We start from the raw sequence: 26,389 nt of genomic DNA, 5'->3' as shown, positions 1-26,389 counted from the left end.
TTTTGCCTGCGAAAGTAACAAGTGTGCTCCGCGCACGATGTTTTCCACACAACATCGATTCAGGAGGTCGGAATGCTATCTGCGAAGCGGCTTGCTGTCGGCGCCGTCGTAGCCACCGCAGCTGCGGGCGCTGTGCTCGCTGGTGGCGGAGTAGCCCAAGCTGACGTGCCCGTATGGCAAGCCAACTGCCACGTCTACAACATTTTCAACACCGGTGGAATGGCCAATTGCGAGCTCCCCACCTGGCACCAGGTGAAACTCACCTGCGTAGCCTGGCCCGTCCCCTTCACCTACTGGAAATACGGCCCCATCCAATACGGCCAGAACCAGTCCTGGGCCAGCTGCGATTCCCTGAACGCCTTGGTAGGAATCGAGGTAATCCAAGCGTAACCCGTTCCAGCCCACCGGTTCCGGAATTACCTCGAGAACTCCGCCCATGTTCTCGGGGTAATTCCATGCCTCACCACCCTCGGGGGCCGCGCGCGGGTCTCCCCGGGAAGATAGGTCGATCGACCGATCCGGGGGTGGGCGGGGGGAGCGCACGCTGTGGCGGTGATACGAATATTACGGAGACTGCTGGTCGCGTTGGGGTGTGCAGTGATTGTGGTGCTGTGCAATCCGATCGGCGGGTCGGCGCATCCGATGCCGGGGACCACTGTGCTGCTCGATGTGGGGGAGGGGGTGATCGATGCCGAGTTGTTGATACCTGCGGGGAATCTTGCGGAGGCCAGTGGGATCGCGGTCGATGTGCGTACGGAGCTGTCGGCTGAGGATTCGGAGGGGCTGGTGCGGTATGTGGGGGAGCATCTGCGGGTCGCTTCGGCTGAGGGGGTGCCGTGGGAGGTTGAGATCCGGGATGTGCGTGTGGATTTCGCGGAATCGGCCGTGGGGGGATACAAGGAGGTTGTTGTCCTCGCGGGGCTGACGCCGCCTGCGGGGGGTGATATGCGGCGGCTCGTGCTGGGGTATGACGTCGTCATGCGTGAGGTGGTCACGCATGTGGCTGTGGTGTCGGTTCGGCAGGATTGGGGTGCGGGACAGGTCGAGGGGGATGACTCTGCCAGGCAGGTCGGTGTTGTCCGGGTGGACGGCGAGACCATGACTGTGCCGCCGCTGGCGGTGGATCTCGATGAGGCGAGCGTGTGGCGGGGGTTCGCGGGGATGGTGGTGCTCGGCGGGCATCACATTCTGGAGGGGACCGATCATCTGCTGTTTCTGTTCACGCTGCTGCTGCCCGCTGTGCTGATCGCGAGGAATGGGCGGTGGTACGCCGACAGTCGGTGGCGGCGGGCTGTGCGGCATATTCTCGCGGTCACGGTGGCGTTCACCGTGGGGCATTCGGTGGCGCTCGTGGTCAGCGCTCTCACTCGGATCGAGATTCCGGCGAGTCCGGTGGAGACGCTCATCGCGCTGACGATTCTGGTCGGGGGCGCGCATGCGATCCGTCCGCTGTTTCCGGGACGGGAAGCTCTGGTGGCCGGGGTGTTCGGGTTGATTCACGGGATGGCGTTCTCGTTCACGCTGGCCGAATTGAAGTTGTCCACGGGGCAGTTGGCGCTCAGCGTGCTCGGGTTCAATCTGGGTATCGAGATTGTTCAGCTGCTGCTGGTCGCGCTGGCGCTGCCGCCGCTGCTGGTGCTGGCCACCACCCGGGCGCAGCCCGTGCTGCGCGTCGGCGGTTCGGCGGTGGTGATCGTCGCGGCGCTCGGATGGGCGCTCGATCGGCTCGGGTTCGCCAATCCGATCGCCCGCGCCGCGGATCAGATTGGGACATCCATTCTTCCGATCGTCGCCGGTGCGGGTGTCCTGGCCGTTGTGGTGCTGGCGCTGCGGGGGCGCGCTAGGGTGGGCGGCGAGTCGCACTCGGAGGTGTGGGAATTTGGGGAGGAAGCTGGCGGCGGGGGAGGTCTTCGCGGGGTACCGGATCGAGCGGTTGCTCGGCGTGGGCGGGATGGGGGAGGTCTATCTCGCGCGGGATCGGGATCTGCCGCGGTTCGTGGCTCTGAAGCTGCTGAGTAGTGCCGGGGGCGACGACGTCGAGGTGCGGGCGCGGTTTCTGCGGGAGGCGGATACCGCGGCCCGGCTGTCGCATCCGAATATCGTTGCGGTGTATGCGCGGGGGACCGCCGCGGAGCGGCTGTGGATGGCCATGCAGTTCGTGGAGGGGACCGATGTCGCCGCGGTGCTGGCGCAGGGGGCGTTGCGGGCGGACTACGCGGTGCGGATTCTGGGGGAGACCGCGCGGGCACTGGATCACGCGCATCGGGCCGGGGTGCTGCACCGGGATGTGAAGCCCGGCAACATCCTGCTGGAGTGGGGGCCGGAGCAGCGAGTCTTCCTGGCGGACTTCGGGATTGCGAAAGCCCTGGATCAGACCAGCGCGCTCACCCGCACCGGCGAGGTGTACGCCAGCTTCCAGTACGCGTCGCCGGAGCAGTTCGAACTGCGGGCCGATATGGATCAGCGCGCGGACGTCTACGCGTTGGGCTGCACCTTCTTTCACATGCTGACGGGGGAATTGCCTTATCCGGGCGGCACCACCGCCCAACTGGTGAACGGCCATCTCAACGGCAAGATCCCCCGGCCCAGCGCGGTGAACCCGGATGTGTCGGCCGCGTTCGACCCGGTGATCGAACGCGCCCTGGCGAAGGACCGGAACCACCGGTTCACCAGTTGCGGCGAACTGGCGGCCGCCGCCGCGCAGGCACTGGCCGCGCCGTTCGTGCGAGGCGAAACACCCACGGCCCACCCGGGATTCGGCACCACCCGGGCCGCCGTGGCCCCCACCCAGCCCGGCCGTCCGCCGACAGCGCCCGGCACGCGCGGGTCCACGCCCGGCCCGCCGGTGAGCTATCCGACCGATTCGAGCACCTATCCGCAGCAGGGTCCGGATCCACAGGACGTCATACCGACCCGGCACGGCGCGCCACCGGCCCGCCCGCGCCGCGGCAGGCGCAGGTTGCTGCTCGCCTTCCTCGTCGTGCTGCTGGTCGCGGCCGGAGCCGGTATCGGGTTCGGCAGCGGCGCGGTGCGATTCGGCGACTCCGGCTCCTCCTCGGGCGCCGGGGACGCCGGGGCGACCGAGCAGGCCGCGAACCGCGCCGCCTGCGATTACGCCCTGCTCATGACCACCTACGACTACAACGACGGCGACGGCTGGCTGGCCAAGGTCATGGCCGGTGCGACCGGCTCCTGGAAGGGGAAGGCGGAGTTGATCATGCCCAGCGTCGCCGCCCTGGTGGCCGCCGATTCCGAGCATTCCCGCGGCACCGACGCCACCTGCACGGTCACCTCCGGCAGCGGCACCCGCTACACGTTCGACGCGAAGATCCTGGTGGTCAATTCCACGCAGGGCAAGGCCGATACCACCGAGACCCAGAACATCACCATGACCATGGAGTACGTCGACGGCCGCTGGCTGTGCAGCGAATGGACGGCCCCGGGCATGACCTTCTGAAATCACGACCCGTATCGATCTAGAACCGCGTGCGCACACCTCGCGTATGTCCTGCTGGCCGGTTCCCCTCGCCGGCCACTCTCTTTCTGGAGGACCTATGCGACGCGGTGCCGCACTCTCGACGGCCGCCAAGACCTTCGGTGTGGTCGTCATCGCCGCGGCGGCGGCGCTCGTCACCACCGGAACGCCCGACGCCCAGTCGGACGCCCTCGACGGCAGACTGCACGCCGACCTGGACGCCCTGGTGGCGGGCATGGATGTGCCCGGCGCGCAGCTGGTGCTGACCCGGGGTGAGCGCAGCAGCCAGATCAACTCCGGCACAGGCGATCTCGGCACCGGCGCGGCCTTCCCGGACAATGCCCAGGTGCGGATCGCCAGCAATACCAAGACCTTCGTCGCCGCCACCGTGCTGCAGCTCGTGGGTGAGGGCCGCATCGAGCTGGACGTCCCGGTGGAGCGCTACCTGCCGGGCGTGGTGCGCGGCCCCGGCGGCGACGGCACGGTCATCACCGTGCGACAGCTGCTCCAGCACACCAGCGCGATCCCGGACTATCTCACCGACCTGGATACGGAATCGGTTGCGGCACTGCGGCAGTGGCGCACCGCCGACGATCTGATCCGCATGGGTCTGGCCAAGACCGCCGACCGGCAGCCGGGTGAGCGGGCCGTCTACTCCAACACCAACTACCTGCTGGCCGGACAGATCGTGGAGCGCGTGACCGGCGTCCCGGTGGGCGTGGAGGTGACCCGCCGCATCCTGCTGCCGCTGGGGCTGACCGACACCTACTGGCCGGTCTTCCCGGCGGAGTCGGTGATTCGTGGCCCGCACGCCCGCGCCTACCACGATTTCGGCGACGGACTCCGCGTCGATCTCACCGATATCGACCCCGGCTGGGGCCTGGCCGACGGGGCCATGGTGTCCACCAGCGCCGACCTGAGCCGCTTCTTCGCCGCGCTCGTCGGCGGCCGGGTGCTGGCCCCGGCCCAGCTGGACGAGATGCGGAAAACCGTTCCCTCCGGTGATTTCCGCCGATCCGACGACTTCGGCCTGGGCCTGTTCCACCGGGTGAGCTCCTGCGGCCTGGATGTCTGGGGGCACGGCGGCACCATGCACGGCAGCTTCGTCTACGGCGGCACGGCCGGCGACCGCTCGGTGGTGATCAGCCTGAACCAGATCCCGGATATGTTCGGCGGCGCGCAGCGCGGCGCGGACCTCGACGATGTGGTGGACGCCGCACTGTGCTCTGACGCATGATGTGTCGATTCGACGACGTGGGATCAGGGGGAGCGGATGGGCATCCTGTCGGTGTGCGTCCCGGCGCGTGACGCCGGGCGCGGCCTCGAGCGGACGATGCGCTCGATTCTGGAGCAGGACACCGATATCGAGGTGATCCTGCTCGACAACGCGAGCACCGACGAGACGGGAACCATCGCGAAATCCTTCGCCGACGTACGGCTGCGCGTGGTGCGCAACGAGGTGCCGCTGCCCGAGGGCGAGAACCGCAATCGGGCGGTCTCACTGACCACCCGCCGGCTGGTGACGGTGGTGTGCCCCGGTGACATCCTGCTGCCGGGCGCGTTCGATCAGCAGGTGACGGTGATGGCCGACAACGGGATCGCGGTGTGCTGCGCCAAATTCCAGCTGCTCGACGAACAGGGCCAGGTGCTGGCCACCGAGGTAGGGCTGCCGAATCTGCTGGGGCAGCGCGATATTCGCACCCTGATGCGCACGATCGTGCGCCGTGGTCCCGCCGAGTTCGGCCCCACCGCGGCCACCGTCTTCCGCCGCGCCGATTTCGATCGGGTGGGCGGCTATCGCGGCGATCCGGCGTTCCCCATGCATGTGGACCTGATCGCCCGGATGAGCGCCTTCGGGTCCTTCTACGGCCAGCCGGAAACCCTTGCCGCCTGGCATGATCCGGGCGCCGCCCCGCTGGCCCAGCTGTGGCGCTTCCAGCATCGGCTGCGCGCGGAGTACCCCGAGCTGGTGGGCCGCGCCCCGGTCCTGACGGGCGATCTACGACTGGCCGTCGCCGCCGCAGATCGCCTGCGCGCGCGGATCAGATCTGCCAGAGCGGCCCGTAGGTGATGACGGTGTCGCCATTGCTGGTCACGATCTTGACCCAGGGCCGGATCGACAGCTGGCCCAGCACGCCGGTGACCGTGCCGTGGAAGCCCGACATCTGGATGTAGCCGTCGGTGCCCGAGATATCGCCGCTGGCGGCCTCGATGGTCTCGATGCCCGGGCCGAAGCCGACCTCGACCTCGACACCCGCGCGCGGCACGAGATCGTTGATGATGAGGCTGGGATCGCTGTCGACCTCGACGCCCAGGTTCGGGGTGTACCAGCTGAAACGTAGCTTCCCGTTGAGGGCGGCCGGGAAGCCGACCTGGTAGCCGACGGAGATGGTGCCCGACCAGTCCTCGGCCTTGGGGCCGGAGATCTTCCAGGCGGCCTTGCCGCTGTGGAACCACTCCCGCGACAGCGGGTTTCCGTCCAGCGGCGGTACGAACTGGATGCCGGTGTCCATCTGGATGGCCTCGACCGTGCGGTCCTGGCGGTCGACGATGGAGTTGGCGGAGTCGATGCCGGCCGGCGAGGTGCCGGTGCTCATCGACAGGCCGATGGTCAGGGCGGCCGCGATGGCCACGGTGCGCGCCGCGGCACGCGAAATGGAGCGCTTCATGATTGTTCCCATTCCCTCATCAGGTGCAGCGTGCGCGTAATGGGCACGCGCGCAATTGATTTCCCCAGTGCGATCGGGACGCAGGACATCGCCGTACTTCCCCCTTGGCCGGTGATCGACCTCACGCTGAGACTATCCCACCAGACTGACCGGTGCGTGAGTGCATTCGCATGATCGCGGTCACAGATAGTGCGAACGCTGCCTGGCGACCGACATTGCGTGCCAAGCTGTTTCGTTTGCGCCTACGGTGACCCGTCCGGTTGTACCACCCACCTCCCTTCGAGTTCGGGCAGCCGCGACCGGACCTCGGGCAGCAGGTCCGGCAGCGTCAGGAAGACTCGATCCGGCTGCGCGGCAACAAGTTCCGCCGGGGAAATAATGGGCACGTCGGTGCCCGGCATACGCCGCCCCTGTTTGCCCGGGGAGGCGTCGGCGACCGCCGTGAGCAGTCCCCGGTGCACGCCCGCCAGATGGAACAGCGCCACCGCCCGCGAGGCCGCGCCGTAGGCGTACACCCGGTGTCCGGCAACGGCTTCGGCCTCGAGCCAGGCGCGCAGTGCGCGAGCCTGCTCGTCGGCGGCGTGCTGGAGGTCCGGGAGCAGTTCCGCCACATCGGATTCCGCCGCCAGAATGCGCTGCACGGTGGCATCGGATTCGGCCTCGCCGTGCACCGCGGCGACCAGTACCGTGCCGCCGTAGAGCGGGAACTCCCACGCGGTGACCGCGCTCATGCCCGCGTCGGCCAGCAATCGGCGCAGCGCGGCCAGGGTGTAGTAGGCGAAATGCCCGTGCCGCAGCGCATTCCACTGGCCGTGCGCGGCGATGGCGTGCAGTGAGTGGAACTGCAGCAGCAGCACTCCGCCGGGTGCGGTGGCGGCCGCGCGCACCGCGAAGGCCGCGCGCTGATCGGGCACGTGCATGATGCCGAAGCAGTCGATCACCACATCGGCGGCGTCCCGGGTCTCGGTGCAGCCGCGCTCGGTGAGCAGCGGAAGCCAGCTGCCGCCGTGCGGGCTGCCGAATTCCCGGACCGTGCCGCCGGACAGCCATCCGGCGGCGGCGACCCGGGCCAGGGCGTCGGCGGCCTGATCCCGCAGCGCCTGCGGCTCCACCCCGCGCGGTTCGGCGGTGACGGTGTCGTCCTCGGCGAGCTGCGCCAGCCCGCACGCCGTGCAGTAGTCCATGGCCAGCGGATGAGCGGCCTCGGTCGCGGCGGATTCCGTCTCCAGCTCCGGAAAGTCGTCTGCGGCAGGCATTTTGCCGAGGTCGAGGATCCGGATCAGCGATGCGGAGCCGCAGCCGCGACACCCGCGCGCGGTCTCGCCGCTCATGGCACGATGGCCTGGTGCGCATCGAACCGACCGAGCTCGCCGACGTCCTGGTGCTGACCCCGCAGCCGCATCACGACGGCCGGGGCCTGTTCACCCGGACCTTCGACGCCGCCGAGTTCGACGAGTATCTGGGCGCGCCGGGGCGCTCGGCCACCTTCGTGCAGGATTCGCAGTCGCGGTCGTTCCGGGGTGTGGTGCGGGGCCTGCACGGCCGGTCCGGCCGCGGTGAGGCCAAGCTGGTGCGGTGCGCGCACGGCGCGGTGCACGACGTGCTGGTGGATATCCGCCCGGATTCGCCGACCTTCGGCCTGCGGCAGGCATTCCTGTTGGACGACAGCGATTTCCGCCACCTGTACGTGCCGCCGGGCTTTCTGCACGGCTTCCAGGCGCTGACCCCGGTGGCCGATGTCTGCTACCGCATCGACCGCCCGCACGACCCCGCCGAGGATCTCGGCGTGGCCTATGACGATCCGGACCTGGCCATCGCGTGGCCGCAGCCGGTGACCGTGGTGTCCGACCGCGACGCGGGCGCCGGTTCCTGGCGGGCGCTGCTGGACCTGCTCGGCCACGTCACGCCTCGATCCTGATCCGGCGCAATTCGTCGTCGAGCACGCCCGCCTCCTTGAGCGACTTCAGGTGCGCCAGGCGGGTGAAGCGGGCGAAGAACGCCTCGGAGGTGAGGCCGCGCGCCACGTATTCGCGGTACAGTTCGGCCGCGCCCTCGGGGATGCTCCACCGGGCTTCGAAGCCGAGTTCCTTACGGGCATAGGAGAAGTCGACCCGATACGAGCGCGGGTCCGCACCGCTCTCCCCGGTGATGACCAGCGTGGAATCCGGTACCGCCTCGACCACCGATTGCGCGATCTCGGCGACGGTGAGATTGTTGGCCTCGGTGCCGACGTTGTAGGCGCGGCAGTGGATGGCCTCGCTCGGCGCGTCCAGGCAGACGGCGAAGCCGGCGGCGATATCGCGCGCGTGCACCAGCGGCCGCCACGGCGTGCCGTCGGAGAGCACCTTCACCTCACCGGTCAGCACGGCATAGCCGACCAGATTGTTGAGCACGATATCGGCGCGCAGCCGGGGTGAGAATCCGAATGCCGTGGCATTGCGCAGGAATACGGGGGAGAAGCCGGAATCGGCGAGGTTCGCGACATCGTCCTCCACCTTCACCTTGCTCTCCGCGTACGGGGTGAGCGGGCGCAGGGGCGCGTCCTCGGTCACCAGGCCGTCGCCGGCCGCGCCGTACACCGAGCAGGTCGAGGCGTACAGGAACCGTTGCACGCCCGCCTCTTTGGCCAGCCGGGCCAGCCGCACCGAGGCGTGATGGTTGATGTCGTAGGTGATCTGCGGGGCCAGCGCGCCGAGCGGATCATTGGACAGCGCGGCCAGATGGACGACGGCGTCGAAACCCGATAGCTGATCGACCGTCACATCGCGTAGGTCCACCGGCAGCGTCGGCGGCGCGGCGGGGGCCTCGCCCAGCACGCAGTCGGCGAAATACCCACTGTCCAAGCCGGTCACGTCGTGTCCGGCCCCCTGCAGTACCGGCACCATGACGGTACCCAGATACCCCTGATGTCCGGTGACGAGCACGCGCATGATCATGCACCTCCGAAGATGAGAGTGGCCTTCTCGAGCAGGAAGCCCTCGGCATGCCGGGCGCGGCACTGCACCCCGCGCAGCCGGGACAGTCCGAGGAAGGACTGTTCGTCGAACCAGTCCCGATTACGTTGCGAGGGATAGTGTTTCAACAGCAGCGCGGCCTTGAGCTCGGCATTGCCGGTGCTCAGCGGATGGAACACGGTGGGCTGCGGGGTGTCGGTCTCCCACTTGAGGATCTCGTAGCCGAGCACCAGGTGATCGCGGAACTCGGTGGGCGTCAACTGCGCCAGCAGCCGGTGGTCCTGGTGCGCGTCGCGGCGCTGCGGGGCGAAGACCACGTCGGCGCGGCTGCCGCGGCGCAACACCGCCACCGCGTCCTTGACCCGCTCCCAGTGCGCGGGCGCGTACCCGTCGGGCACGTCGAGGATGCGCAGGTCGAGATCGGCTCCGGGGCAGAAGGCTTCGAGTGCCGCCTGTTCCTCGTAGGCGCGCTCGGTGCCCGCCCCGGACAGCACCAGCGCCCGCACGCGCAGGCCGGGCACGTTCTGCGCGAGGGTGAGCAGGGTGCCGCCCAGCCCGATGGCCAGATCATCGCAATGCGCGGCCAGCAGGGCGATTTCGCGGACCGCGCCGGTATCGAGTCCGATCATGCGGTGGGCTGCTCCCACACCATCCAGGGCCGGTCGCCGGTCTGGTAGCCGGCGTCGAGTTCGGCGCGCTCCTTGAAGGTGTCGGCGGGCTTCCAGAACCCGTGGTGCTGATAGCCGAACAACCGTCCCTGCGCGGCGAGCGCACCGCAGGCGTCCTCCACCAGATCGCCGCCCGGCGGCAGGTGGTCGAACACCTCCTGGGTGAGCACGAAGTAGCCGCCGTTCTCCCAGATGGGCAGCTTAGCGACCGGGGTGATGTTCTTGACCTCGCCGGAGCCGTTCACGTCCACGCAGTGGAAGGAGGACTGCGGCGGCACGATCATCATGGAGGCCGCCGCGCCGGAATCCTGGAACTTGCCGATCATGGTGTCCAGCGGCGCGTCGGTGAGCACGTCGGCGTAGTTGGCCAGGAAGTAGCGTTCGCCGCCGAGGTGTTCGCGTACGCGGCGCAGCCGTTCACCGATGGGCGATTCGGTGCCGGTGTCGACGAAGGTGATGGTCCAATCGCTGATATCGGATTGCAGCAGTTCGACTTTGCCGCCGCGGATGACGAAGTCGTTGGACACCGACTCCTGATAGGTGAGGAAGAAGTTCTTGATGTGCGAGGCGCCGTAGCCCAGGCACAGGATGAAGTCCTTGTGCCCGTAGTGGGCGTAGTAGCGCATGACATGCCAGATCAGCGGGCGGGGGCCGACCATCTGCATGGGCTTGGGGACCATGTCCTCGGACCCGTTGCGCATCCGCATGCCGTAGCCGCCGCAGAACAGCACGACCTTCATGGCAGTTCCTCTTTCCGAACAGAATCCTGAGCGAAATGCAGTGTGGGGAGGGGATAGACGAGTTCGCCGCCCCACTCGGCGACGTGACGCAGCTGCGCGGTGATCTCGGTTTCGAGATTCCACGGCAGGACCACCACCACATCGGGCCGGTCGGCGTCGATGCGTTCCGGGGCGTGGATGGGGATGCGGGTGCCGGGCGTGAATCGCCCGTGCTTGTAGGGATTCCGGTCGACGGTGTACTCGAGCAGGTCGGCGCGGATGCCGCAGTAGTTGAGCAGGGTGTTGCCCTTGCCGGGCGCGCCGTAGCCGACCACCCGCTTGCCGGATGCCCTGGCGTCCAGCAGATAGCGCAGCAGATCCTGGCGGACCCGCTCGGTGCGGGGACGTAGCTCGAGGTATCCCGCGACCTCGTGCAGCCCGGCCTCGGCCTCGATCCGCAATACCTCGGCGACCCGCTCGGCCGGTTCGGCCACGGCGTCGGGCCGGGCCCACAGCCGGATCGAACCCCCGTGTGTGGCAAGCAGTTCGACGTCGACCACGGTGAGACCGGCGGTGGCGAGGGCGCGCTGGGCGGCCAGCACCGTGTAGTACTGGAAATGCTCGTGATAGATGGTGTCGAACTGGCCCAGCGTCACCAGGTTCAGCGCGTGGTGCACCTCGATGGACAGCCAGCCGTCGTCGGCCAGCAGCCCGCGCAGCGACCGCGTGAAGCCGAGCAGATCCGGGATGTGGGCGTAGACATTGTTGGCGACAACGAGATTCGCCGGTCCGTGCTCGGCCCGCACCGCCGCCGCGGTGTCCTCGTCGAGGAAGGCGGTGCGGGTGGGCACGCCCTTCTCCCGCGCCGCCGCACCGACATTCACCGACGGTTCGATGCCCAGGCAGCGGATGCCCGCGGTGACCGCGTGCTGCAGCAGGTAGCCGTCATTGCTGGCCACCTCCACCACGAACGACTCGGCGCCCAGCCCGGCGCGTTCCACGGCCTGGTCCACGAAGATCTTCGCGTGCCGCACCCAGCTGTCGGAATACGAGGAGAAGTAGGCGTATTCGGTGAAGGTGTCCTCGGGCGTGATGAGTGCCGGAATTTGGAGCAGCAGGCAGTTCTCGCACAGCCGCAGATGCAGCGGATAGGTGGGTTCGGGGAGATCCAGTTCGCCGGCGGTGAGGAATTTCTCGCACGGCGGAGTGGCGCCGAGATCCAGAACACTGACCAGACGGTCGGACGCACAGAGACGGCACAGCACGCAGGTTCCCCACCTTTCACCGAACCAGGCCGGCGATTGCACCGGTTGACCTGAGGTCGGCTCGATCCGGCCTTACGTTACAACAGGATTGACGCTCGCCGCCGGGCTGTGACCGTGATCTGACGGTGATGGGAAGTTGAATTTCTGCGAGCCGCAGAACCGGGCGTTCGGTCGGCAAACTCTCGAGTCTTGCAAATCAAGGGTTACGCGGCATCGGCCCAGCGTGTGGCCGATGCGGCACGCTGCGAAGAATCGAACAGGGGAAATATGTGGGAAACAAATAGGAAACCGGTCTCGACGCTTCCCGCTATTTCCGGGACACTGTGCAGGGTCGCAGTTTTCGCGAACTCCGTCCACCCGGATGTGTAACATTCGGGCTCTGGCAGCCGAAAGAGTCGACGGCCCCATCGGTTGGTTCCTGGTCGAAAAGCCCTTGGGGAACCGGCATCAGCCCGATCCGAGGAACTGATCATCGGAGATCGGAACCGAGTTCTCCCGTGGGGGAGGTGCGTTCGTTTCATGGATTTCGAGATTTCCGACGGTCGTGTCCGGCCGCCGCGCTCCGGCGTGAGCGGCGCAGCCGTGCGGCCCACCCATCGCGTCCTGGACTGTCTGCTGGCGGTGCTGGCACTGCTCGCCACCGCGCCCGTGCTGCTCGTGATCGCGGTGGCGGTCAAGATATCCAGTCAGGGGCCGATCCTGCACCGGGCGCCGCGGACCGGCCCCGGCGGAATGCCCTTCGGCATGCTCGAATTCCGCAGTATGTACGTGGAGGTCGGGCCGCATCTCGAGGCGCTGTTCGCCAGCGACGCCGGCAACCGTCTGCTGCCGCCGCGCGAGGATCCGCGAATGACGCCGGTGGGCAGGGTGCTTCGCTCCTACGGGCTGGAACGCCTGCCGCACTTCGTGAACGTGCTGCGCGGCGAGATGACCATCGTCGGACGGTGGCCGGACGCGCCCTGACCGCGCCGGGTCACAGCGGCCTCAGCCCCGCCTCGGTGGTCGCCACCGAGAAGCCGTCGTGATAGACGATGCCCTCCGCCTCGATATCCGGATCCCGGTAGTACCCCTGCTTGAAGTAGATCCCGCCGCCGCTGGGCATGAGCGTCCGTACCCGGCACCGGATTTCACCCGCGCAGGGGGCCGCGTCGAAACTCTGGCGCACGCCCCCGACCCACAGCTCCAGATAGCCCTCGGAATCCTCGACGGACCATTTCACGTGCAGTTTGATATCGGTCCACTCGCCGGTGACGATCTGCCGGCTCCACGGGGTGTAGGTCGGCCCCGGATCCCCGGGCGCGTACCACGTGGAAACGACCACGCCCCAATGGTCTTCGCTCACATTGGTCGGACCTGCTCCGATCGCCAGCGGCGGTGAGCCGTCCGCGTTCGCGTGCCACTGCGACAGCACGCTCCAGCCCCTGCCGGCCGGGAAGTTCGGGGCGAAGCGGGTGCTCCACTGGTACCAGCGCTCGTCGCCCTCATCGGCGTCGGTGGCGTTCTCCCCGCTCACCTCGGCGCGGTCGCCGCAGCAGATGCTGCCGGGAGTGTCGCCCTGATCGACCTCGAACCGGGCCGCGTAACGGCCCTGGCGCACCGTATCGCTCACCACCTGCATGCTGTCGGTATTGCTGTAGCTCGTGCAGGGCCCGCTGGTGACCACGATGTTCTGGCAGTACGCCCACTGGCTGAAATCGCCGGTCTCGTAGTCGCCCACGAAGGACTGCGGGCGCGGCGGTGCGCCGGGTGAGCACGCCACGACCAGCACCGCGAGCAGTGCGGTGAGGAGCGTGGCGCGCAACGGTTTTCTCACCGCCAGCGCGCCCCGGTCAGCGACTCGTACCAGGCGACGGTGTCGGCCAGGCCCTGATCGAACTCGACGCTGGGCCGGTAGCCGATCGCGCGCAGTTTGGAGATGTCGACGACGAGCTTCTCCGGATCGCCGGGGCGATTCGTGCCGCTGTAGTCGAACTCCGGGGCCGAACCCGTGATGGCGCACAGTGATTTGGCCAGATGGTCGATGGTGTACTCGTGGCCCGCGCCCACGTTGTAGGCCTCGCCGCGCAGCGGGGCGTTGGCGGCCACGATCATGGCCGAGCGGGCGGCGTCGGCGACGTAGAGGAAGTCGCGGACCTGGGTGCCGTCACCGTGGATGAACAGTCGCTCGTGATCGCGATCGAGTTTGGCCAGCAGGTCGAACACCACCTGTTTGCGCTGTCGCGGCCCGAACGCCGAAAAGAACCGCACCGAGGCGAGATTCAGGCCGTACAGGTCGGCGAAGACCGCGAGATAGCGTTCGGCGGCCAGCTTGCCCACCCCGTACGGGGAGATCGGCACGGTGGGATCGTCCTCGCGGATCGGAATGCGCACCGAGTTGCCGTACACCGCCGCGCTGGAGGCGAAGACCAGCCGGCCCGGCCACTCGAGCACGCGCAGCGCCTCGAGCAGGCGGAAGGTGCTGGTGAAGTTGAGTTCGCAGTCCATGGCGGGCTGCTCCACCGAGGGCGGCACATAGGCATTGGCCGCCAGGTGGAAGATGACGTCTACCGGATGCGCGGTGAGGTATTCGGCCCAGTCGAGGTCGCGAATATCGGTCTCGCGCAGCGTGATCGACTCGGCGACCGCGGCGAGGTTGTCGCGGCTGCCGGAGGTGAAGATGTCCAGCACGGTGACCTCGGCCCCGGCCGCCACCAGCTGCTCCACCAGATGCGAGCCGATGAATCCGGCCCCGCCGGTGACGAGCACCGGACGCCCGGCCCAGTCCAGCGCGTCGCCCGGAGACGTCGCGGACGCCGCGGTGCGCTCGGACGCCGTGCTGCCGGAGGCCGTGGTGTTGTCGGAGGCCGTGGTGTTGTCGGACGCTGTCATGCGTTGTCCCCCTGCGTTTCTTGGCTGTCTCTACTTCGCGGCGACCCGCAGATACGTTTCGACCGTGCGCCGTGCGACCGCGTCCGGCTCGAACTTCTCCCGCGCCGTGTCGTGCCCGCGCGCGCCGAGCCGCAGGGCGAGATCCTGGTTCTCCAGCAGGGTGACCATGCGTTCGGCCAGCGCGTTCGTGTCCTCGGAGTCGACGAGATAGCCGTTCTCGCCGTCGGTCACCATCTCCGGGATGCCGCCGACCCGGGAGGACAGCACCGGCTTCCCGGCGGCCATGGCCTGCGCGAGGATGGTCGGCGAGGTTTCCTCGTGCGAGAACATCACCACGGCGCGGGCCAGCGTGATCTCCGCGCGCAGCCGCTCGTTGTCGACCATACCGGCGAATTCGACCTGCTCGTCGAGCCCGAGTTCGGTGACCAGGGCGCGAATGCCGCGCGCGTACTCCGCGTCCGGCTGCGGTCCGACCACGACCAGCCGCGCCTTCGGAACCCGCTGTACCGCAAGGGCGAACGCCCGCAACAGGCCCTCAGGATTCTTGCGCGCCGACAGCACACCGGCGAACAGCAGCCGCTGCTCGGTGGGACCGGACGGCGCGAGCGCGAAGAACTCCGGGGCGGTCGGATTCGGAATACTGATGTGCGTGCCGTGCACCATGTTCGCGACGGCCTGCGCGTCGTAGCCGGAGATGGAGATGACCACCCTCGCCCGGCGCAGTACCCGCCGTACCATGCCCGCGATCAGGTGGTACCGGACCCGTTCCTTGACACTGGATCTCGCCTGGAGCTTGGTTTCGAGGTGCACCAGCCCGTGCACGGTGACCACCGCGTTGTCGCTGACCTGGGTGGCGATATCGCCACGCGAGCCGATCTCCTGCGCGTGCACCACATCGGGCCGTAACTCCGCGATGATCTTCCGTGCCTGGCGCACATCGAAATACGAGCCCGTGGCCACCGCGAGCCGGCGCTGTCCGCGCAGATACCGGATCTCGACCTTGGGCCCCTCCCGGCGGGTGTGCACGGGCGCTTCCCCGGTGTGGAAGCGCAGCACGGTGAGCCGGTCGATCTCCGCCCTGGCGGCCAGGGCGGAGACGAGAGTGCTTGTCACCGACTCGATTCCGCCGACGATCCGGCCCGGTTCGAGTGGATACGTCGCGATCATCACAACGTTGAGACCCACGTGTGCTCCTCGGTCTGTCTGCCGCTCCGCCTCGACGCACCGGCGACAGGTGTCACCGGTGCAGGCCCCCCGCGGTCCTTGGCAGGGGGAACTCTACCCATCCGGAAGCGGCCGCGCGCGGCGGTCGGCGCCGGTGGCTCCCCAGACCGCGAGATCGTGAAACGCTCCGGCACAATCGATTCGGGCTCCCGTCAGCACTCCCTCGGGATGCATCCCGGCCCCCGCGAGCAGCGGCGCGAGCCGGTCCGGAGCCGGATCGACGACGGCCTCGAGGCGCTCGATACCCAGGTCGCCGAGGGCATGGTCGACGAGCAGCCGCAGCGCGGCCGTGGCCGCCGCCCGCCGCGCCGGATCGGTGTCGAGGTCGACGGCCAGGCCGAGGTTCGGGCGGCGGCAGTCCAGCCCGATCCGGCCGATCGGTTCACCGGCGGCCAGCGCCTCGTAGACGACCCGGCCGGTGAGCCGGAATCGCAGGCGGGAGGTGCGGTTTCGGAGCGTGACCCGCCCGTGCTCGCGATCATGGGCCTCGATCCGAGCGGGCAGGGTGCGGGCGGCGTGCCCGGAATGCCCGCGCAACGGGGTGCCCAGGTAGTACCAGGCGATCACCGCGACGACGGCCACCGGGGACGCGGCGACCGCGTCGTGCCAGTGCTCGGCCAGCCGAGTGCTCATCGGCGCGTGCGCCTCGGGCAGCACTCGCGCCCCCACGCCCGCCGCGATCAGCGCCTGGAGGTATCCCGCGGGCGGTCGCTGGTCCGCGGTGACCGCCCACAATTCATGGTCCCGCCGCTCTCCGTTCACGCTGATCGCGCGAATCATGGTGGCTTCGTGGGACATTCCGGCCAGCTTCACCTGATGCCGTGCCGCGCGATTGCCCACGCACACCGGGGCCGTGATCCGGTGCAGGCCCAGGCGATCGAAGGCGTAGTCGCCGATCAGCGCTCCCGCGACCGCGCCCACGCCGTGTCCGGCGTGCCGGGAGTCGACCCAGATGCCCAGCTCCGCCGAGCGATGATGGGCATCGATCGGCGTCAGATTGCACTGCCCGGAGAACTCCCCGTCCACGATCACGCTCAGCGGCAGGGCGCGGAACATGGCGCGTGCGTGCCGCTGTCGCAGATATTCGCGGATCCACCACGCCCGGGTGTGCCGCTCATCCCAGCTCAGCGCCGAGGTGGTCCAGAACGGCTCGATGAATTCCCGGTCCTGTAACCGGATCTCCCGCCAGCGTTCGAAGTCCGATAGTCGAGTGTTGCGGAGAATTACCTTGTGTCCGTCGACGGATACCGGTCCGAGGTGGACCCGACCTAGTCCCGCACGAGTGACCGCAGCTTGACGCGGCATGCTGAGAAGCTACCGGACACTTGCGCAATAGGGGTTGCCTCGCGTCGAACCGGTACCCCTAGGGGGCCGATTAGGGGATCGGCATAAGTTGCAAAGATGCTGCGGGTGTGGCTAATTGAGATACCGTTGGCGTGCGAGGGAAGGCCAGCCCATGATGCGGGATCCGTTGTGTGACCGGGGGAGGTCGAGATGGAAGCCGGACTGCCGTGCGGTGGTGCCGGGCACCGCATCCTGATCGAGAACAGCGAATACTGGCTGCGCAACTACGGCGATCTGGCCATGCTGGATGTGACCGTACGCCGACTGCGTCAACGCTGGCCGCAGGTGCGCATCGGGATCATGACCGAATCGCCGGCACTGGTCGCCGCGTATTATCCGGACGCGCACGGCATCACCGTGTACGACCGCAATCCATGGGGGAGAGTCGGATTGGTGGAACGAGTGGCCGCCGTCCTGGGGCCGGGGATCGTGGGGCCCCCGGCCGTGGCCTGGCTGCGGACGCGCCTGTGGCTGCTGACGAAGGCGGGCCGGGTCAAGGATCGGCTGCGGCGCGGCATCGCGCGCGGGCGGCGGCCCGCCGATGCGGCGGCCGCTGACGCCGCCCACGAGGACACCACCAGCCGCGTGCTGGCCGCTCGCCCGGGTGCGGCGCGCGCGGCCCGGGAAGCGTCGATGGTGGTCGCGCTCGGCGGTGGGTACATGACCGACGCGGATATCCCGCAGGCCGGGCGCGCCCTGGATCTACTCGAATATGCCTGGGACGCAGGGGTTCCCGTCGCCATGATGGGCCAGGGCATCGGCCCGATGCGGGATCCGCGGCTGCGGGCGCGCGCCGCCCAGGTAATGGCCGCGCTGCCGCTGATCGCGCTGCGCGAACGGCGGCGCGGTCCGGCGCTGCTGGATTCGCTCGGGGTGCCCTCCAGCGTGGTCACCGTCACCGGCGACGATGCGGTCGAACTCGCGGTGGAGGCCCGAAAGCCGGTGCTCGGCAACGGGATCGGGGTGTGTCTGCGGGTCGCCGGTTATTCTCCGGTGACGCGGAGCGCGCGGTCCGCGGTCGGTGTGGCGGTACGGGCCGCCGCCGGGGACTTCGGTGCGCCGCTGGTGCCGCTCATCATCGCGGAGACGCCCGGCTCGCCGGATCGCGCCACCACCGTGCCGCTGGTGCGTAACAGCGCGTACGCCCGGCGTCCGATCGGCCGATTCGTGCGGACCCCCGCGGTCGTGGAGCAGGTCGCACAGTGCCGCGTCCTCGTCACCGGCGCCTACCATCTCGCGGTTTTCGCGCTGTCCCAGGGCATTCCGGTGGTCGGGCTGACCTCCACCGAATACTACGACGACAAATTCCTCGGCCTCGACGACATGTTCAAGGGGGGCGTGCGGTTGATCCATCTCGACGATCCGGATCTCGCCCTGCGCCTGCCCGCCGCCATCCGCGACGCCTGGGACGAGGCCGAGGTGCTGCGCGACGGTCTGCGCGCCCGTGCGGACGAACAGGCCGATGCCAGCAGGCAGGCGTTCGAGCGACTATTCGAGCTCCTCGAACAGGCGCACGCCGAGCATGCATAGGTTCGACGGCAACACCCCGGAGCGGGCCCCGGTTCGCGCCTACGATCTGATCTGGCAACACATCCACGACGCCCCCACCGAGCGACTACCCATTGTCGAGGGGCCGCTGCCGCCGGGGCTGGGGCGGGGGCGGCCCGGAACGGGGACGGGGGCGGGGGAGTTCGCGCGAACGCGCACAGGGGAATTCACGCCCGTCGGCCGGGAACCGGCGACGGAGTCCGGCTCGGCGTCGCAGGTCGCGGCGGAGCCCGTCGAGGAACAGCACCTCTCCGGACGAATCGGCCGCGTGGCGGCCGCTTCGGCGGTGGCGCTGGTGGTGGGCGAAATCGTCACGCTGGGACAGACCATCGCGCTCGCCCGCCTGCTGAGCCCGGCCGAGGTCGGCATATTCGCCGCGGGCACCGTGCTCACCATGTTGCTGACCACCTTCGTCGAAGGCGGGCTGCGGGCCGGGCTGGTGCAGCGGCCGGACCGGGTGGCCGACGCCGCCGAAACCGTCTTCTACGCCTCCTTCGTCAACGGCACGCTGATGGCGCTGGGCGCGGTCGCCGCCGCGCCGCTCATCGGAATGATCTTCGACAGCAACACCATCGGGCTCGTCGCCGCGTCCACCGCCGGATTCCTGCTGCTCTTCTCGCTGACCAACGTGCCGGAAGCGTTGCTGCAGCGGGAATTCAGCGTCAAACGCCGGATCATTGTCGGCCCCGCCGTCTCGGTGAGCTTCGCGACGGTGTCGGTGACCATGGCGGCCCTGGGTTTCGGGGTCTGGAGCATGGTGGTGGGCACCTACGCCTCCTATGTGGTGTGGGTGATCCTCACCTGGTGGCTGGCCCGGTGGCGGCCCGGCCGCGGACGCGCCTCCTTCCGGCTGTGGCGGGAGCTGGCGCGGTACGGGTCACCGGTGGTGGTGAACATGCTGGGGGCCCGCGCCCAGGGCATGATCGAGGCCGCCGTGGTCGGGCGCGGGCTCGACTCCGCCGCGCTCGGGCACTACCGCTACGGGCAGCGCATCGCGCAGATTCCGGTTCGCTTCATCGTGGAAGTCGGTGCGTTCTCGCTGTTTCCGGCCTTCTCGCGGATCGCCGAGGATTCGGATCGGAGCCGGCTCGCCCAGGCGTACCTGCGCGCCATCCGGCTGGCCACCGTCGGTGCGGTGGCGCTCACCGGTCTGGTCCTCGCGCTCGGGCAGCCCGCCGTGGTGCTGGTCTTCGGCGAGCCCTGGCGCGAGGCCGGAGCCGTCGTGGTCGCCATGGCCGGGCTCGGGCTGGGCAAGGCCTGGATGAGCGTGAGCGAGGAGGCCATCAAGGGGACCGGGCGCACCGGCCTGCTGAACTGGCAGACCGCCACCGAGCTCGTACTCGGAATCGGGTTGCTGCTGGCCGGGATTCACTTCTTCGGTCTGGTCGGGGTGGGACTGGCCACCTCGGTGACGGCACTGCTCGTCGCCGCCCTGGTGACCACGCTGGCGCGCTCGGTGATCGGTGTCGGACCGCTCGCCTTCCTGCGCGCCGTCGGCCCGCCGCTGCCCGCGGGCGCGCTCGCGCTGGCGGCCTGCTGGGTGCTCGAACACCGTGTGCTGCACGCGGATACCCGGCCCATCCTGCTCGGCGTCGGGGTGCTGATCCTCGATGTCGTGGTGTTCGCCACGGTGTATCTGCTCGCCCTGACCGTGCTCGCCCCCGACATCGTCCGCGGGTTCGCCCGCCTGGCCCTGAGGGTGGTAAGCCGCCTTGTCGCGCGTAACGGCAAGTCCGGGAACGCGATATCCGTCAACGCCGAACCCCGAATGTCGAGGGAGACGAATTGAACAACGCGACACGAGTTCACGTCAACCGGGTCTGGCGGCAGAAATGGCTCGTTCTGGTCTGCACCGTCCTGGGTTCGGCGCTGGGGTTCTACCTGGCCCACGGTGCGGAACCGGCCTACACCAGCCGGGTCGCGCTGACCGTCGGTTCGCCCAACCGCGCTCCGGAACAGGACGCGGTGCTGTCGGTGGGGTACGCGCAGTACTTCCAGGACCCGGCGTATCAGTCGAAACTGCAAGAGACGGAGGGGATTCCGGACGGGGCGAGCTTCGCGGCGCGCACCGTCGCGTCGAGCCCCATCCTCTACCTGGAGGCCACCGCCGCCTCACCGCAGACCGCGCAGGCGGCGGCGACCAAGGCGGGCACCGTTTTCCGGGACGAGATCAACGCCCAGCTGCGGGCCGCGCAGGACGCCGCCATCGCCGCGGTGCGCAAACCCTTCGACGAGGTGGCCGCCGCCAACGGCTTCGTCTCCGAGGTGTCGCTGACCCAGATGCAGGATCAGATCAACCGGATCAACGCCGACACCTCCAACAAGCTCATCGATCTGCAACCGGCCTCGGAGGCGGTGCGCAAGGAGCCGTCCTGGATTCCGGCGCTGCTGACCTACGGGATCAGCGGATTGCTCCTGGGCTGCCTGCTGGCGGTCGCGATCGGCGTGGGCGCACGACGACTGCGCACCGCCGACGATGTCGAGGCCAAGGCCGATGTCGCCGCGCTGGCCGTGGTGCCGGCGGCCTCCGGCAAGGACGCGGCGGCGCGGGACCGGGCGCTCAAACAGGTCGTCACGGCGGTCGGGCTGGCCGCGCCCGTCACCGAGGCGGCCGTGGTGGTGACCGCTCCCGGCGACAGCGACGGCGTCCGGATCGTCGCCCGCGCCATCGCGGAAGAACGTGCGCGGCAAGGGGTGCGGGTGATTCTCGTGCACGCGGACCTGCGCCGGCCGCACGGCACCGGGGTGGGTGAACTGCTGGCCGGGCGCGCGGAGATCGACGCCGTGCTGACGCCCACGCGGATGGGGAATCTGCGGGAGGTGTTGCCCGGCAGCACCGGTGAGGATCCGTTCACCGCGCTGAGCAAGGAACGCTTCACCAGGCTGCTCACCCTGCTGCACGGCCGCGCCGACCTCGTGGTGATCATCGCGCCGCCGGTGCTCGACGCGGTGGAGGCGCAGGTGCTTGCCGCGGCCTCCGCGCTGACCGTGCTGGTGTTCGATCGCGGCGTCACCAAGGCCGGCGATGCCCGCCGCGCCGAGCGGGTGCTGGCCGCGGTGGACGCGAAAGTGCTGGGGGCGGTGCTCATCTCGGTCGAGGAATCCACCGGGGCCGAGCCCGCCCCGCGCGCCCCGGCCCGCACTCCGCGCCACGATGACACCGTCGTCACCGCCGCCCGCCGGACCGAGTGACCGCCACCGTCATGAAAAGGCAGCGGGCGCTGTGGGTTTCGACGAGCATGACGACACGGGGCGGTGTGGCCAGCTTTGTGCGGGAGATGCGCGAAACGCCCCTGTGGACGGAATGGGATGTGCGGCATGTGACCACGCATCGTGACGGCACCGCGCTGACCAAGATCGCGATCGCGGCCCGCGCGCTGGTTGTCTACCTGTACCAGGTGCTGGCGCACCGGCCCGCCGTGGTGCACCTGCACATGTCGTCCTACGGCAGTTTCGTGCGCAAGTACGTGTTCGAACTCATCGCCCGGGGGCTGCGCATTCCCGTGGTGCTGCACCTGCACGGCTCGGACTTCCGGCTGTTCCACGACCGGGGACCGCGGCTGCTGCGGGCCGCCATCCGGGACGCGCTGCGCGGTGCGGCCGTGGTGGTGGCGCTCGGGGAACCGTGGGCGCAGGCGCTGCGGGGCATCACCGCCGAGGCACGGATTATCGTGGTGTGCAATGCGGTTCGGCTGGCCGAGCCCGTCGACCAGCGCACCGAGCAGCCGGTGCGGGTGCTGTTCCTCGGCGAGATCGGGGAGCGCAAGGGCGCCTTCACCCTGCTGGACGCCTGGCAGCGGATGGTGCGGGCCGCCGGTGACCCCGCGGCCGCGCGGCTGCTGGTCGCCGGGGACGGCGCGGTCGAGGCCGCGCGCAAGCGGATCGCGGATCTGGGCGTCGAATCCACCGTCGAAATCAGGGGATGGGTTGCGGCGCAGCAGGTTCCGGAGGTCATGCGCCGGGCGCACGTGCTCGTGCTGCCCTCACACCGGGAGGGGCAGCCCATGGCCATCCTGGAGGCCATGGCCCGCGGACTGTGCGTGGTGACCTGTCCCGTCGGCGGCATCCCGGATCTCGTCGGCGAGGACTGCGGTGTGCTGGTGCCGCCCGGCGAAATCGAGCCGCTCGCAACGGCATTGGAGCAGGTCGTGCTCGACGGCGCACTGCGCGCCCGGCTCGGCGCGGCCGCCTGGCAGCGGGTGCGCGACGAATTCGACATCGACGTCGTCTGGCGTCGCTTCGACCGGATCTACCGTGAGGTCATCGATGAACACCGTTGAGCGCCCGAGGATCCGGGTGCTGTACGTGGTGCCGGATCTGGGCGTCGGCGGGGCCGAACGCCATGTGACGACCCTGCTGCCCAATCTCGACCGCGCCCGATTCGATCCCTCGGTGATCTGCATCGGGGAGGAAGGGCAACTGTTCGGCGACCTGATCGCCGGGGGTGTGCCCGCGTTCGCCCTGCACCGATCGAAACGGCAGGCGCTGGGGGCGCTGCGGGATCTCGTGCGCGCCATGCGGGCGCAGCGGCCCGATGTGGTGATCACCCGGGGCTACAACGCCGAGGCGCTCGGCCGGATCGCGGCCTGGCTGGCCCGGGTGCCCGCCTCCATCGTGTGGGTGCACAACTACGGCGACGACGAGCCGCGCGGCCGGTTCCGGTATCTCGCCGACCGGGTGCTGGATCGCCGCACGGCGGCCTACTTCGGTGTCGCGCAGGCCCAGATCCGGTACATGACAGACGATCTCGGGTATCCGGCGGACAAGATCACCGTCATCTACAACGGGGTGGACACCGCCGAATTCGATACCGGATCCGCGCGCGACGCCGTCGCCGACCTCGGGTTGTGGGAGGGCGATCCGGTGGTGGGGATCGTCGCCGCCCTGCGACCGGAGAAGGATCACGCCACCTTCGTGCGCGCGGCCCGCCAGGTCGCGGACGCCGTGCCCGCCGCGCGATTCCTCATCGTCGGGGACGGCGTGATGCGGTCGGAGATCGAGAACCTGGTGGCGGAACTGGATCTCGGGGCGCGCGTGGTGCTCACGGGCTCCCGCTCCGACATCCCCGCGCTGCTGCGGGCCATGGATGTCGTGGTGCTCAGTTCGCGCGGCGTCGAATGCTTCCCCCTCGCGGTGCTCGAGGCGATGGCCGCCGGGCGTCCGGCGGTCTGCACCGCGGTCGGCGGCGTCCCCGAAATGGTCGCCGACGGCGAGACCGGCTACCTGGTGCCGCCGCGCGATCCCTATCAGCTCGCACAGCGCCTGATCGACCTGCTCACCGACGAGCCGGCCCGCGCGCGCATGGGCGCTGCCGCCCGCGCCCGCGTCGAAACCCACTTCAGTCTGAAGGCAAGTATCGCGGCCGCCGAGCAGGCCGTGGAGGAGGTCGTGTACCGGTGAGCGGACACATTCTGATCCTGGTCGAGAATCTGTCGGTGCCGTTCGACCGCAGGGTCTGGCAGGAGAGCCGGGCGCTCATGGACGCCGGATACCGGGTCACCGTCATCTGCCCGCAGGGCGCCAAACAGGATCGCGAACCCGAGGTCACGCTGGAGGGGGTGCGCATCCTGCGCTATCCGCTGCGCGCCGCGACCGGGGGGCCCGCGGGGTATCTGCGGGAGTACTCGCTGGCGCTCTGGCACACCCTGCGCCTGGCGCTGCGGGTGCGACGGGAAGGCCCGGTGCACGTCGTGCACGCCTGCAATCCGCCGGACCTGCTGTTCCTCATCGCACTGGTCCTGCGGATCGGCGGGGCGCGCTTCGTCTTCGACCACCATGATCTGGTGCCCGAACTGTTCGAGTCGCGTTTCGCGGGCGGGCCGTCACTGCTGCACCGGGTCTCGATCCTGCTGGAGCGCATGACGTTCTTCGTCGCCGACGCGGTCATCTCCACCAACGAGAGTTACCGCAGGGTCGCGATCGAGCGCGGGCGGATGGACCCGGACCGGGTGTCGGTGGTGCGCAGCGCCCCCGATCTGTCGCGGTTCGTCCCGCGCGATCCCGATCCGGCGCTCCGGCGCGGAAAGACTTATCTGGCAGCCTATCTGGGCGTCATGGGGCCGCAGGACGGGGTCGACTACGCGCTGCGCGCCATCGCGCACTACCGCGATGTGCTGGGCCGCGACGACACCCACTTCCTCTTCATGGGCGCGGGCGACGCTTTCGACGATATGGTCGCCCTGGCGGGCAGCCTCGGCATCGACGACATCGTGGAGTTCACCGGCCGGGTGCCCGACGAGTTCGTCCAGACCGGGCTCTCCACCGCGGACATCTGCCTCTCACCCGACCCCCGCAATCCGCTCAACGACGTGTCGACCATGAACAAGGTCGTGGAGTACATGGCGATGTCGCGGCCGCTGGTCTCCTTCGACCTCGTCGAGGCCCGGGTCTCGGCGGGGGACGCCGCCGTCTACGTCCCCGCCAACGACGAACACGCTTTCGCGGCGGCCATCGCGGAACTGCTCGATGATCCGATCCGCCGCAAGCATATGGGCGAACTCGGACGAGACCGGGTGGAGCGCGAACTGTCCTGGGACACCTCCCGCGAGAACCTGCTCTCCTTCTACGCGCGGGTCTTCCGCACCTCGGTGCGCCGCTGACCCCGTCCTGCGCCGCGTCCCCACGTGGATTACTGTGTCCGCGTGGGGATTCCAGATTTCGGGCCGGGCGACGTCATCTATTTTCCGGCCGGTCCGTTCGCGGGCGTGTGCGGCGTGGTCCGCGAGGTCGACATGCGGAAATCCCAGCTGCGCATCGACTTCCGCGAAGGCACCGTCCATCGTGAGGGCAATGTCCTGCGCGAACGCCGCCACGCCATGACCGTGGATTTCGACGAGGTCGAGCTCGTCTGACCGCCCGCGCCGGGGGCTACCGGCCGTCCAGGACGGTGGCGAGTTTGGACAGGACCTGCCGCCAGCCGCGCTCGATATTGTTGCGCTGGATGCGCTGGAACTTGTCGGTGATGTCGAAACCCGTTGTGGTGAGCAGCAGCCGGGTGCCGTGCCCCTGGGGTTGCAGGATCCAGGTGACGGTCCAGCGGACGGGCTGGGGGCCGCGCGGGTCCATCCAGCTCCACACCATGGATTCGCCCGGGGTGGCGGAGAGCACCTCGCAGGCGACCGCGGACGGGGGATTGGTGGGGAGGGTGAACAGGAACGGGGTGCCGGGGTGCGGGCCCTCGAAGCCCACCGAGGGGAGCAGCCAGTGTTCGATGCCGGTGGGGTCGGTGAGCGTGCGCCACACCGCCGCGGGCGGCTGGGGATAGAACTTGCCGAGCTCGACTCGGGAGGGGTCGAGTTCGTTGTCGGCACTCACCACTGGCCTCCTGCCGTGTCGGCGGTTGGATCCCCTAGATTACTGACTTTCGGTAGATCTGCGGGGCTCCGGCGCGACGGAGTTCGGGGTGCCGGTGCCGGGTCAGTGGCGGCGGTCGGTCTCGATGCCGGCGGGCTTGCCGCGGCGGCGGGCGAAGGGCGGGGTGCGCTCCCAGGTGTCGTTGAGCAGGCTGGGGACATTGTGGTGGGTGAGGGTGTCGCGATGCCAGGTGGTGGTCATGATCATGATCCCGACCAGGGCGGTCGCGGCACTGACGAGACCGGCGCGCATGGCGTGCTCGGTGTGGCCGGAGGCGGCAGCGGTCAGAGCCATTGCCAGCG

At 69.1% G+C, this 26,389-nt stretch carries 26 protein-coding genes; 14 read left to right on the top strand and 12 right to left on the bottom strand.

All coding sequences use genetic code 11. The annotated features are described in order from the left end of the window. Positions 1–165: 165 nt before the first annotated feature. The 5 genes from JK358_RS06750 to JK358_RS06730 all read left to right on the top strand — a co-directional run bounded on the left by JK358_RS06750 (position 166) and on the right by JK358_RS06730 (position 5,546). The gene (locus tag JK358_RS06750; protein WP_232850829.1) at positions 166–390 is read left to right on the top strand and encodes a hypothetical protein; all 225 of its coding nucleotides are present in this window, start codon (positions 166–168) and stop codon (positions 388–390) included. A gap of 207 nt (positions 391–597) precedes the next feature. Further along, positions 598–2,019 (top strand): HupE/UreJ family protein, encoded by a 1,422-nt coding sequence (locus JK358_RS40280; protein WP_201944920.1) that lies wholly within the window; start codon positions 598–600, stop codon positions 2,017–2,019. Continuing rightward, positions 1,934–3,457, top strand: a complete 1,524-nt coding sequence (locus tag JK358_RS39025) for a serine/threonine-protein kinase (protein ID WP_232850957.1) — start codon at positions 1,934–1,936, stop codon at positions 3,455–3,457. The genes JK358_RS40280 and JK358_RS39025 overlap by 86 nt, the downstream gene beginning before the upstream one ends. A gap of 97 nt (positions 3,458–3,554) precedes the next feature. After that, a complete protein-coding gene (locus JK358_RS06735; protein WP_201944919.1) occupies positions 3,555–4,712 on the top strand; it encodes a serine hydrolase domain-containing protein in 1,158 nt (385 codons plus the stop codon). Positions 4,713–4,748: 36 nt separating this feature from the next. Beyond that, complete coding sequence (locus tag JK358_RS06730) at positions 4,749–5,546, top strand: glycosyltransferase family 2 protein (protein WP_201944918.1); 798 nt, start codon at positions 4,749–4,751, stop codon at positions 5,544–5,546. On the opposite strand, the gene JK358_RS06725 is transcribed toward JK358_RS06730, so the two are convergent. Together JK358_RS06725 and JK358_RS06720 are read right to left on the bottom strand one after the other, a co-directional pair. Further along, complete coding sequence (locus JK358_RS06725; protein ID WP_232850828.1) at positions 5,518–6,144, bottom strand: MspA family porin; 627 nt, start codon at positions 6,142–6,144, stop codon at positions 5,518–5,520. The genes JK358_RS06730 and JK358_RS06725 overlap by 29 nt on opposite strands. 242 nt (positions 6,145–6,386) lie before the next feature. After that, positions 6,387–7,475, bottom strand: coding sequence for a class I SAM-dependent methyltransferase (locus JK358_RS06720; RefSeq protein ID WP_201944916.1), 1,089 nt, complete (start codon positions 7,473–7,475; stop codon positions 6,387–6,389). A gap of 14 nt (positions 7,476–7,489) precedes the next feature. Between JK358_RS06720 and JK358_RS06715 the strand changes: the two genes are divergently transcribed. Next, positions 7,490–8,062, top strand: a complete 573-nt coding sequence (locus tag JK358_RS06715) for a dTDP-4-dehydrorhamnose 3,5-epimerase family protein (protein ID WP_201944915.1) — start codon at positions 7,490–7,492, stop codon at positions 8,060–8,062. Here the strand turns inward: JK358_RS06715 and JK358_RS06710 are convergent. From JK358_RS06710 to JK358_RS06695, 4 genes are read right to left on the bottom strand one after another with little or no spacing between them, the layout of a single operon-like run. Continuing rightward, on the bottom strand, positions 8,046–9,074 hold the full coding sequence (locus JK358_RS06710) for an NAD-dependent epimerase/dehydratase family protein (RefSeq protein WP_201944914.1): 1,029 nt from the start codon (positions 9,072–9,074) through the stop codon (positions 8,046–8,048). The genes JK358_RS06715 and JK358_RS06710 overlap by 17 nt on opposite strands. A gap of 2 nt (positions 9,075–9,076) precedes the next feature. After that, positions 9,077–9,727 carry a PIG-L deacetylase family protein gene (locus JK358_RS06705; RefSeq protein WP_201944912.1) on the bottom strand — a complete coding sequence of 217 codons (651 nt, stop codon included), beginning with the start codon at positions 9,725–9,727 and terminating at the stop codon, positions 9,077–9,079. Next, positions 9,724–10,506: a sugar phosphate nucleotidyltransferase gene (locus JK358_RS06700; RefSeq protein WP_201944900.1), complete on the bottom strand. Its 783-nt coding sequence runs from the start codon at positions 10,504–10,506 to the stop codon at positions 9,724–9,726. The genes JK358_RS06705 and JK358_RS06700 overlap by 4 nt, the downstream gene beginning before the upstream one ends. Then, positions 10,503–11,750 carry a class I SAM-dependent methyltransferase gene (locus tag JK358_RS06695; RefSeq protein WP_201944898.1) on the bottom strand — a complete coding sequence of 416 codons (1,248 nt, stop codon included), beginning with the start codon at positions 11,748–11,750 and terminating at the stop codon, positions 10,503–10,505. The genes JK358_RS06700 and JK358_RS06695 overlap by 4 nt, the downstream gene beginning before the upstream one ends. A 519-nt stretch (positions 11,751–12,269) precedes the next feature. Between JK358_RS06695 and JK358_RS06690 the strand changes: the two genes are divergently transcribed. Then, on the top strand, positions 12,270–12,713 hold the full coding sequence (locus tag JK358_RS06690) for a sugar transferase (protein WP_201944897.1): 444 nt from the start codon (positions 12,270–12,272) through the stop codon (positions 12,711–12,713). Positions 12,714–12,723: 10 nt separating this feature from the next. Here the strand turns inward: JK358_RS06690 and JK358_RS06685 are convergent, their stop codons facing one another. The 4 genes from JK358_RS06685 to JK358_RS06670 all read right to left on the bottom strand — a co-directional run bounded on the left by JK358_RS06685 (position 12,724) and on the right by JK358_RS06670 (position 17,147). Beyond that, positions 12,724–13,563: a polysaccharide lyase family 20 protein gene (locus JK358_RS06685; protein WP_201944894.1), complete on the bottom strand. Its 840-nt coding sequence runs from the start codon at positions 13,561–13,563 to the stop codon at positions 12,724–12,726. Further along, positions 13,560–14,618 carry a GDP-mannose 4,6-dehydratase gene (locus JK358_RS06680; protein ID WP_201944891.1) on the bottom strand — a complete coding sequence of 353 codons (1,059 nt, stop codon included), beginning with the start codon at positions 14,616–14,618 and terminating at the stop codon, positions 13,560–13,562. The genes JK358_RS06685 and JK358_RS06680 overlap by 4 nt, the downstream gene beginning before the upstream one ends. Positions 14,619–14,648: 30 nt before the next feature. Then, positions 14,649–15,803: a glycosyltransferase family 4 protein gene (locus tag JK358_RS06675; protein ID WP_201944889.1), complete on the bottom strand. Its 1,155-nt coding sequence runs from the start codon at positions 15,801–15,803 to the stop codon at positions 14,649–14,651. 93 nt (positions 15,804–15,896) lie between these two features. Next, positions 15,897–17,147, bottom strand: coding sequence for a GNAT family N-acetyltransferase (locus JK358_RS06670; protein WP_201944887.1), 1,251 nt, complete (start codon positions 17,145–17,147; stop codon positions 15,897–15,899). Between the two features lie 189 nt (positions 17,148–17,336). Here JK358_RS06670 and JK358_RS06665 point away from each other — a divergent pair, with 189 nt between their 5' ends. From JK358_RS06665 to JK358_RS06635, 7 genes are read left to right on the top strand one after another with little or no spacing between them, the layout of a single operon-like run. After that, positions 17,337–18,716 carry a polysaccharide pyruvyl transferase family protein gene (locus tag JK358_RS06665; protein ID WP_201944885.1) on the top strand — a complete coding sequence of 460 codons (1,380 nt, stop codon included), beginning with the start codon at positions 17,337–17,339 and terminating at the stop codon, positions 18,714–18,716. Then, the gene (locus JK358_RS06660) at positions 18,709–20,523 is read left to right on the top strand and encodes an oligosaccharide flippase family protein (protein WP_201944882.1); all 1,815 of its coding nucleotides are present in this window, start codon (positions 18,709–18,711) and stop codon (positions 20,521–20,523) included. The genes JK358_RS06665 and JK358_RS06660 overlap by 8 nt, the downstream gene beginning before the upstream one ends. Beyond that, positions 20,520–21,926, top strand: a complete 1,407-nt coding sequence (locus tag JK358_RS06655) for a Wzz/FepE/Etk N-terminal domain-containing protein (protein WP_201944880.1) — start codon at positions 20,520–20,522, stop codon at positions 21,924–21,926. Before JK358_RS06660 ends, JK358_RS06655 begins: the two co-directional genes overlap by 4 nt. Before the next feature lie 47 nt (positions 21,927–21,973). Beyond that, positions 21,974–23,014 carry a glycosyltransferase gene (locus JK358_RS06650; protein ID WP_201944871.1) on the top strand — a complete coding sequence of 347 codons (1,041 nt, stop codon included), beginning with the start codon at positions 21,974–21,976 and terminating at the stop codon, positions 23,012–23,014. Then, the gene (locus tag JK358_RS06645) at positions 23,001–24,134 is read left to right on the top strand and encodes a glycosyltransferase (protein WP_232850827.1); all 1,134 of its coding nucleotides are present in this window, start codon (positions 23,001–23,003) and stop codon (positions 24,132–24,134) included. The genes JK358_RS06650 and JK358_RS06645 overlap by 14 nt, the downstream gene beginning before the upstream one ends. After that, positions 24,131–25,333, top strand: coding sequence for a glycosyltransferase family 4 protein (locus JK358_RS06640; protein ID WP_201944868.1), 1,203 nt, complete (start codon positions 24,131–24,133; stop codon positions 25,331–25,333). The genes JK358_RS06645 and JK358_RS06640 overlap by 4 nt, the downstream gene beginning before the upstream one ends. Positions 25,334–25,375: 42 nt before the next feature. Further along, positions 25,376–25,585: a hypothetical protein gene (locus tag JK358_RS06635; protein WP_201944866.1), complete on the top strand. Its 210-nt coding sequence runs from the start codon at positions 25,376–25,378 to the stop codon at positions 25,583–25,585. A 16-nt stretch (positions 25,586–25,601) separates the two neighbouring features. Here the strand turns inward: JK358_RS06635 and JK358_RS06630 are convergent, their stop codons facing one another. After that, complete coding sequence (locus tag JK358_RS06630) at positions 25,602–26,048, bottom strand: SRPBCC family protein (RefSeq protein WP_201944864.1); 447 nt, start codon at positions 26,046–26,048, stop codon at positions 25,602–25,604. A 102-nt stretch (positions 26,049–26,150) separates the two neighbouring features. After that, entirely contained in the window at positions 26,151–26,381 is a 231-nt protein-coding gene (locus tag JK358_RS06625) for a hypothetical protein (protein WP_201944862.1), read from the bottom strand. Between the last annotated feature and the right edge of the window lie 8 nt (positions 26,382–26,389).

It is taken from the genome of Nocardia acididurans, from assembly GCF_016741815.1.
Lineage (GTDB): Bacteria > Actinomycetota > Actinomycetes > Mycobacteriales > Mycobacteriaceae > Nocardia > Nocardia acididurans.
This window is presented reverse-complemented; position numbering and strand designations above follow the sequence as displayed.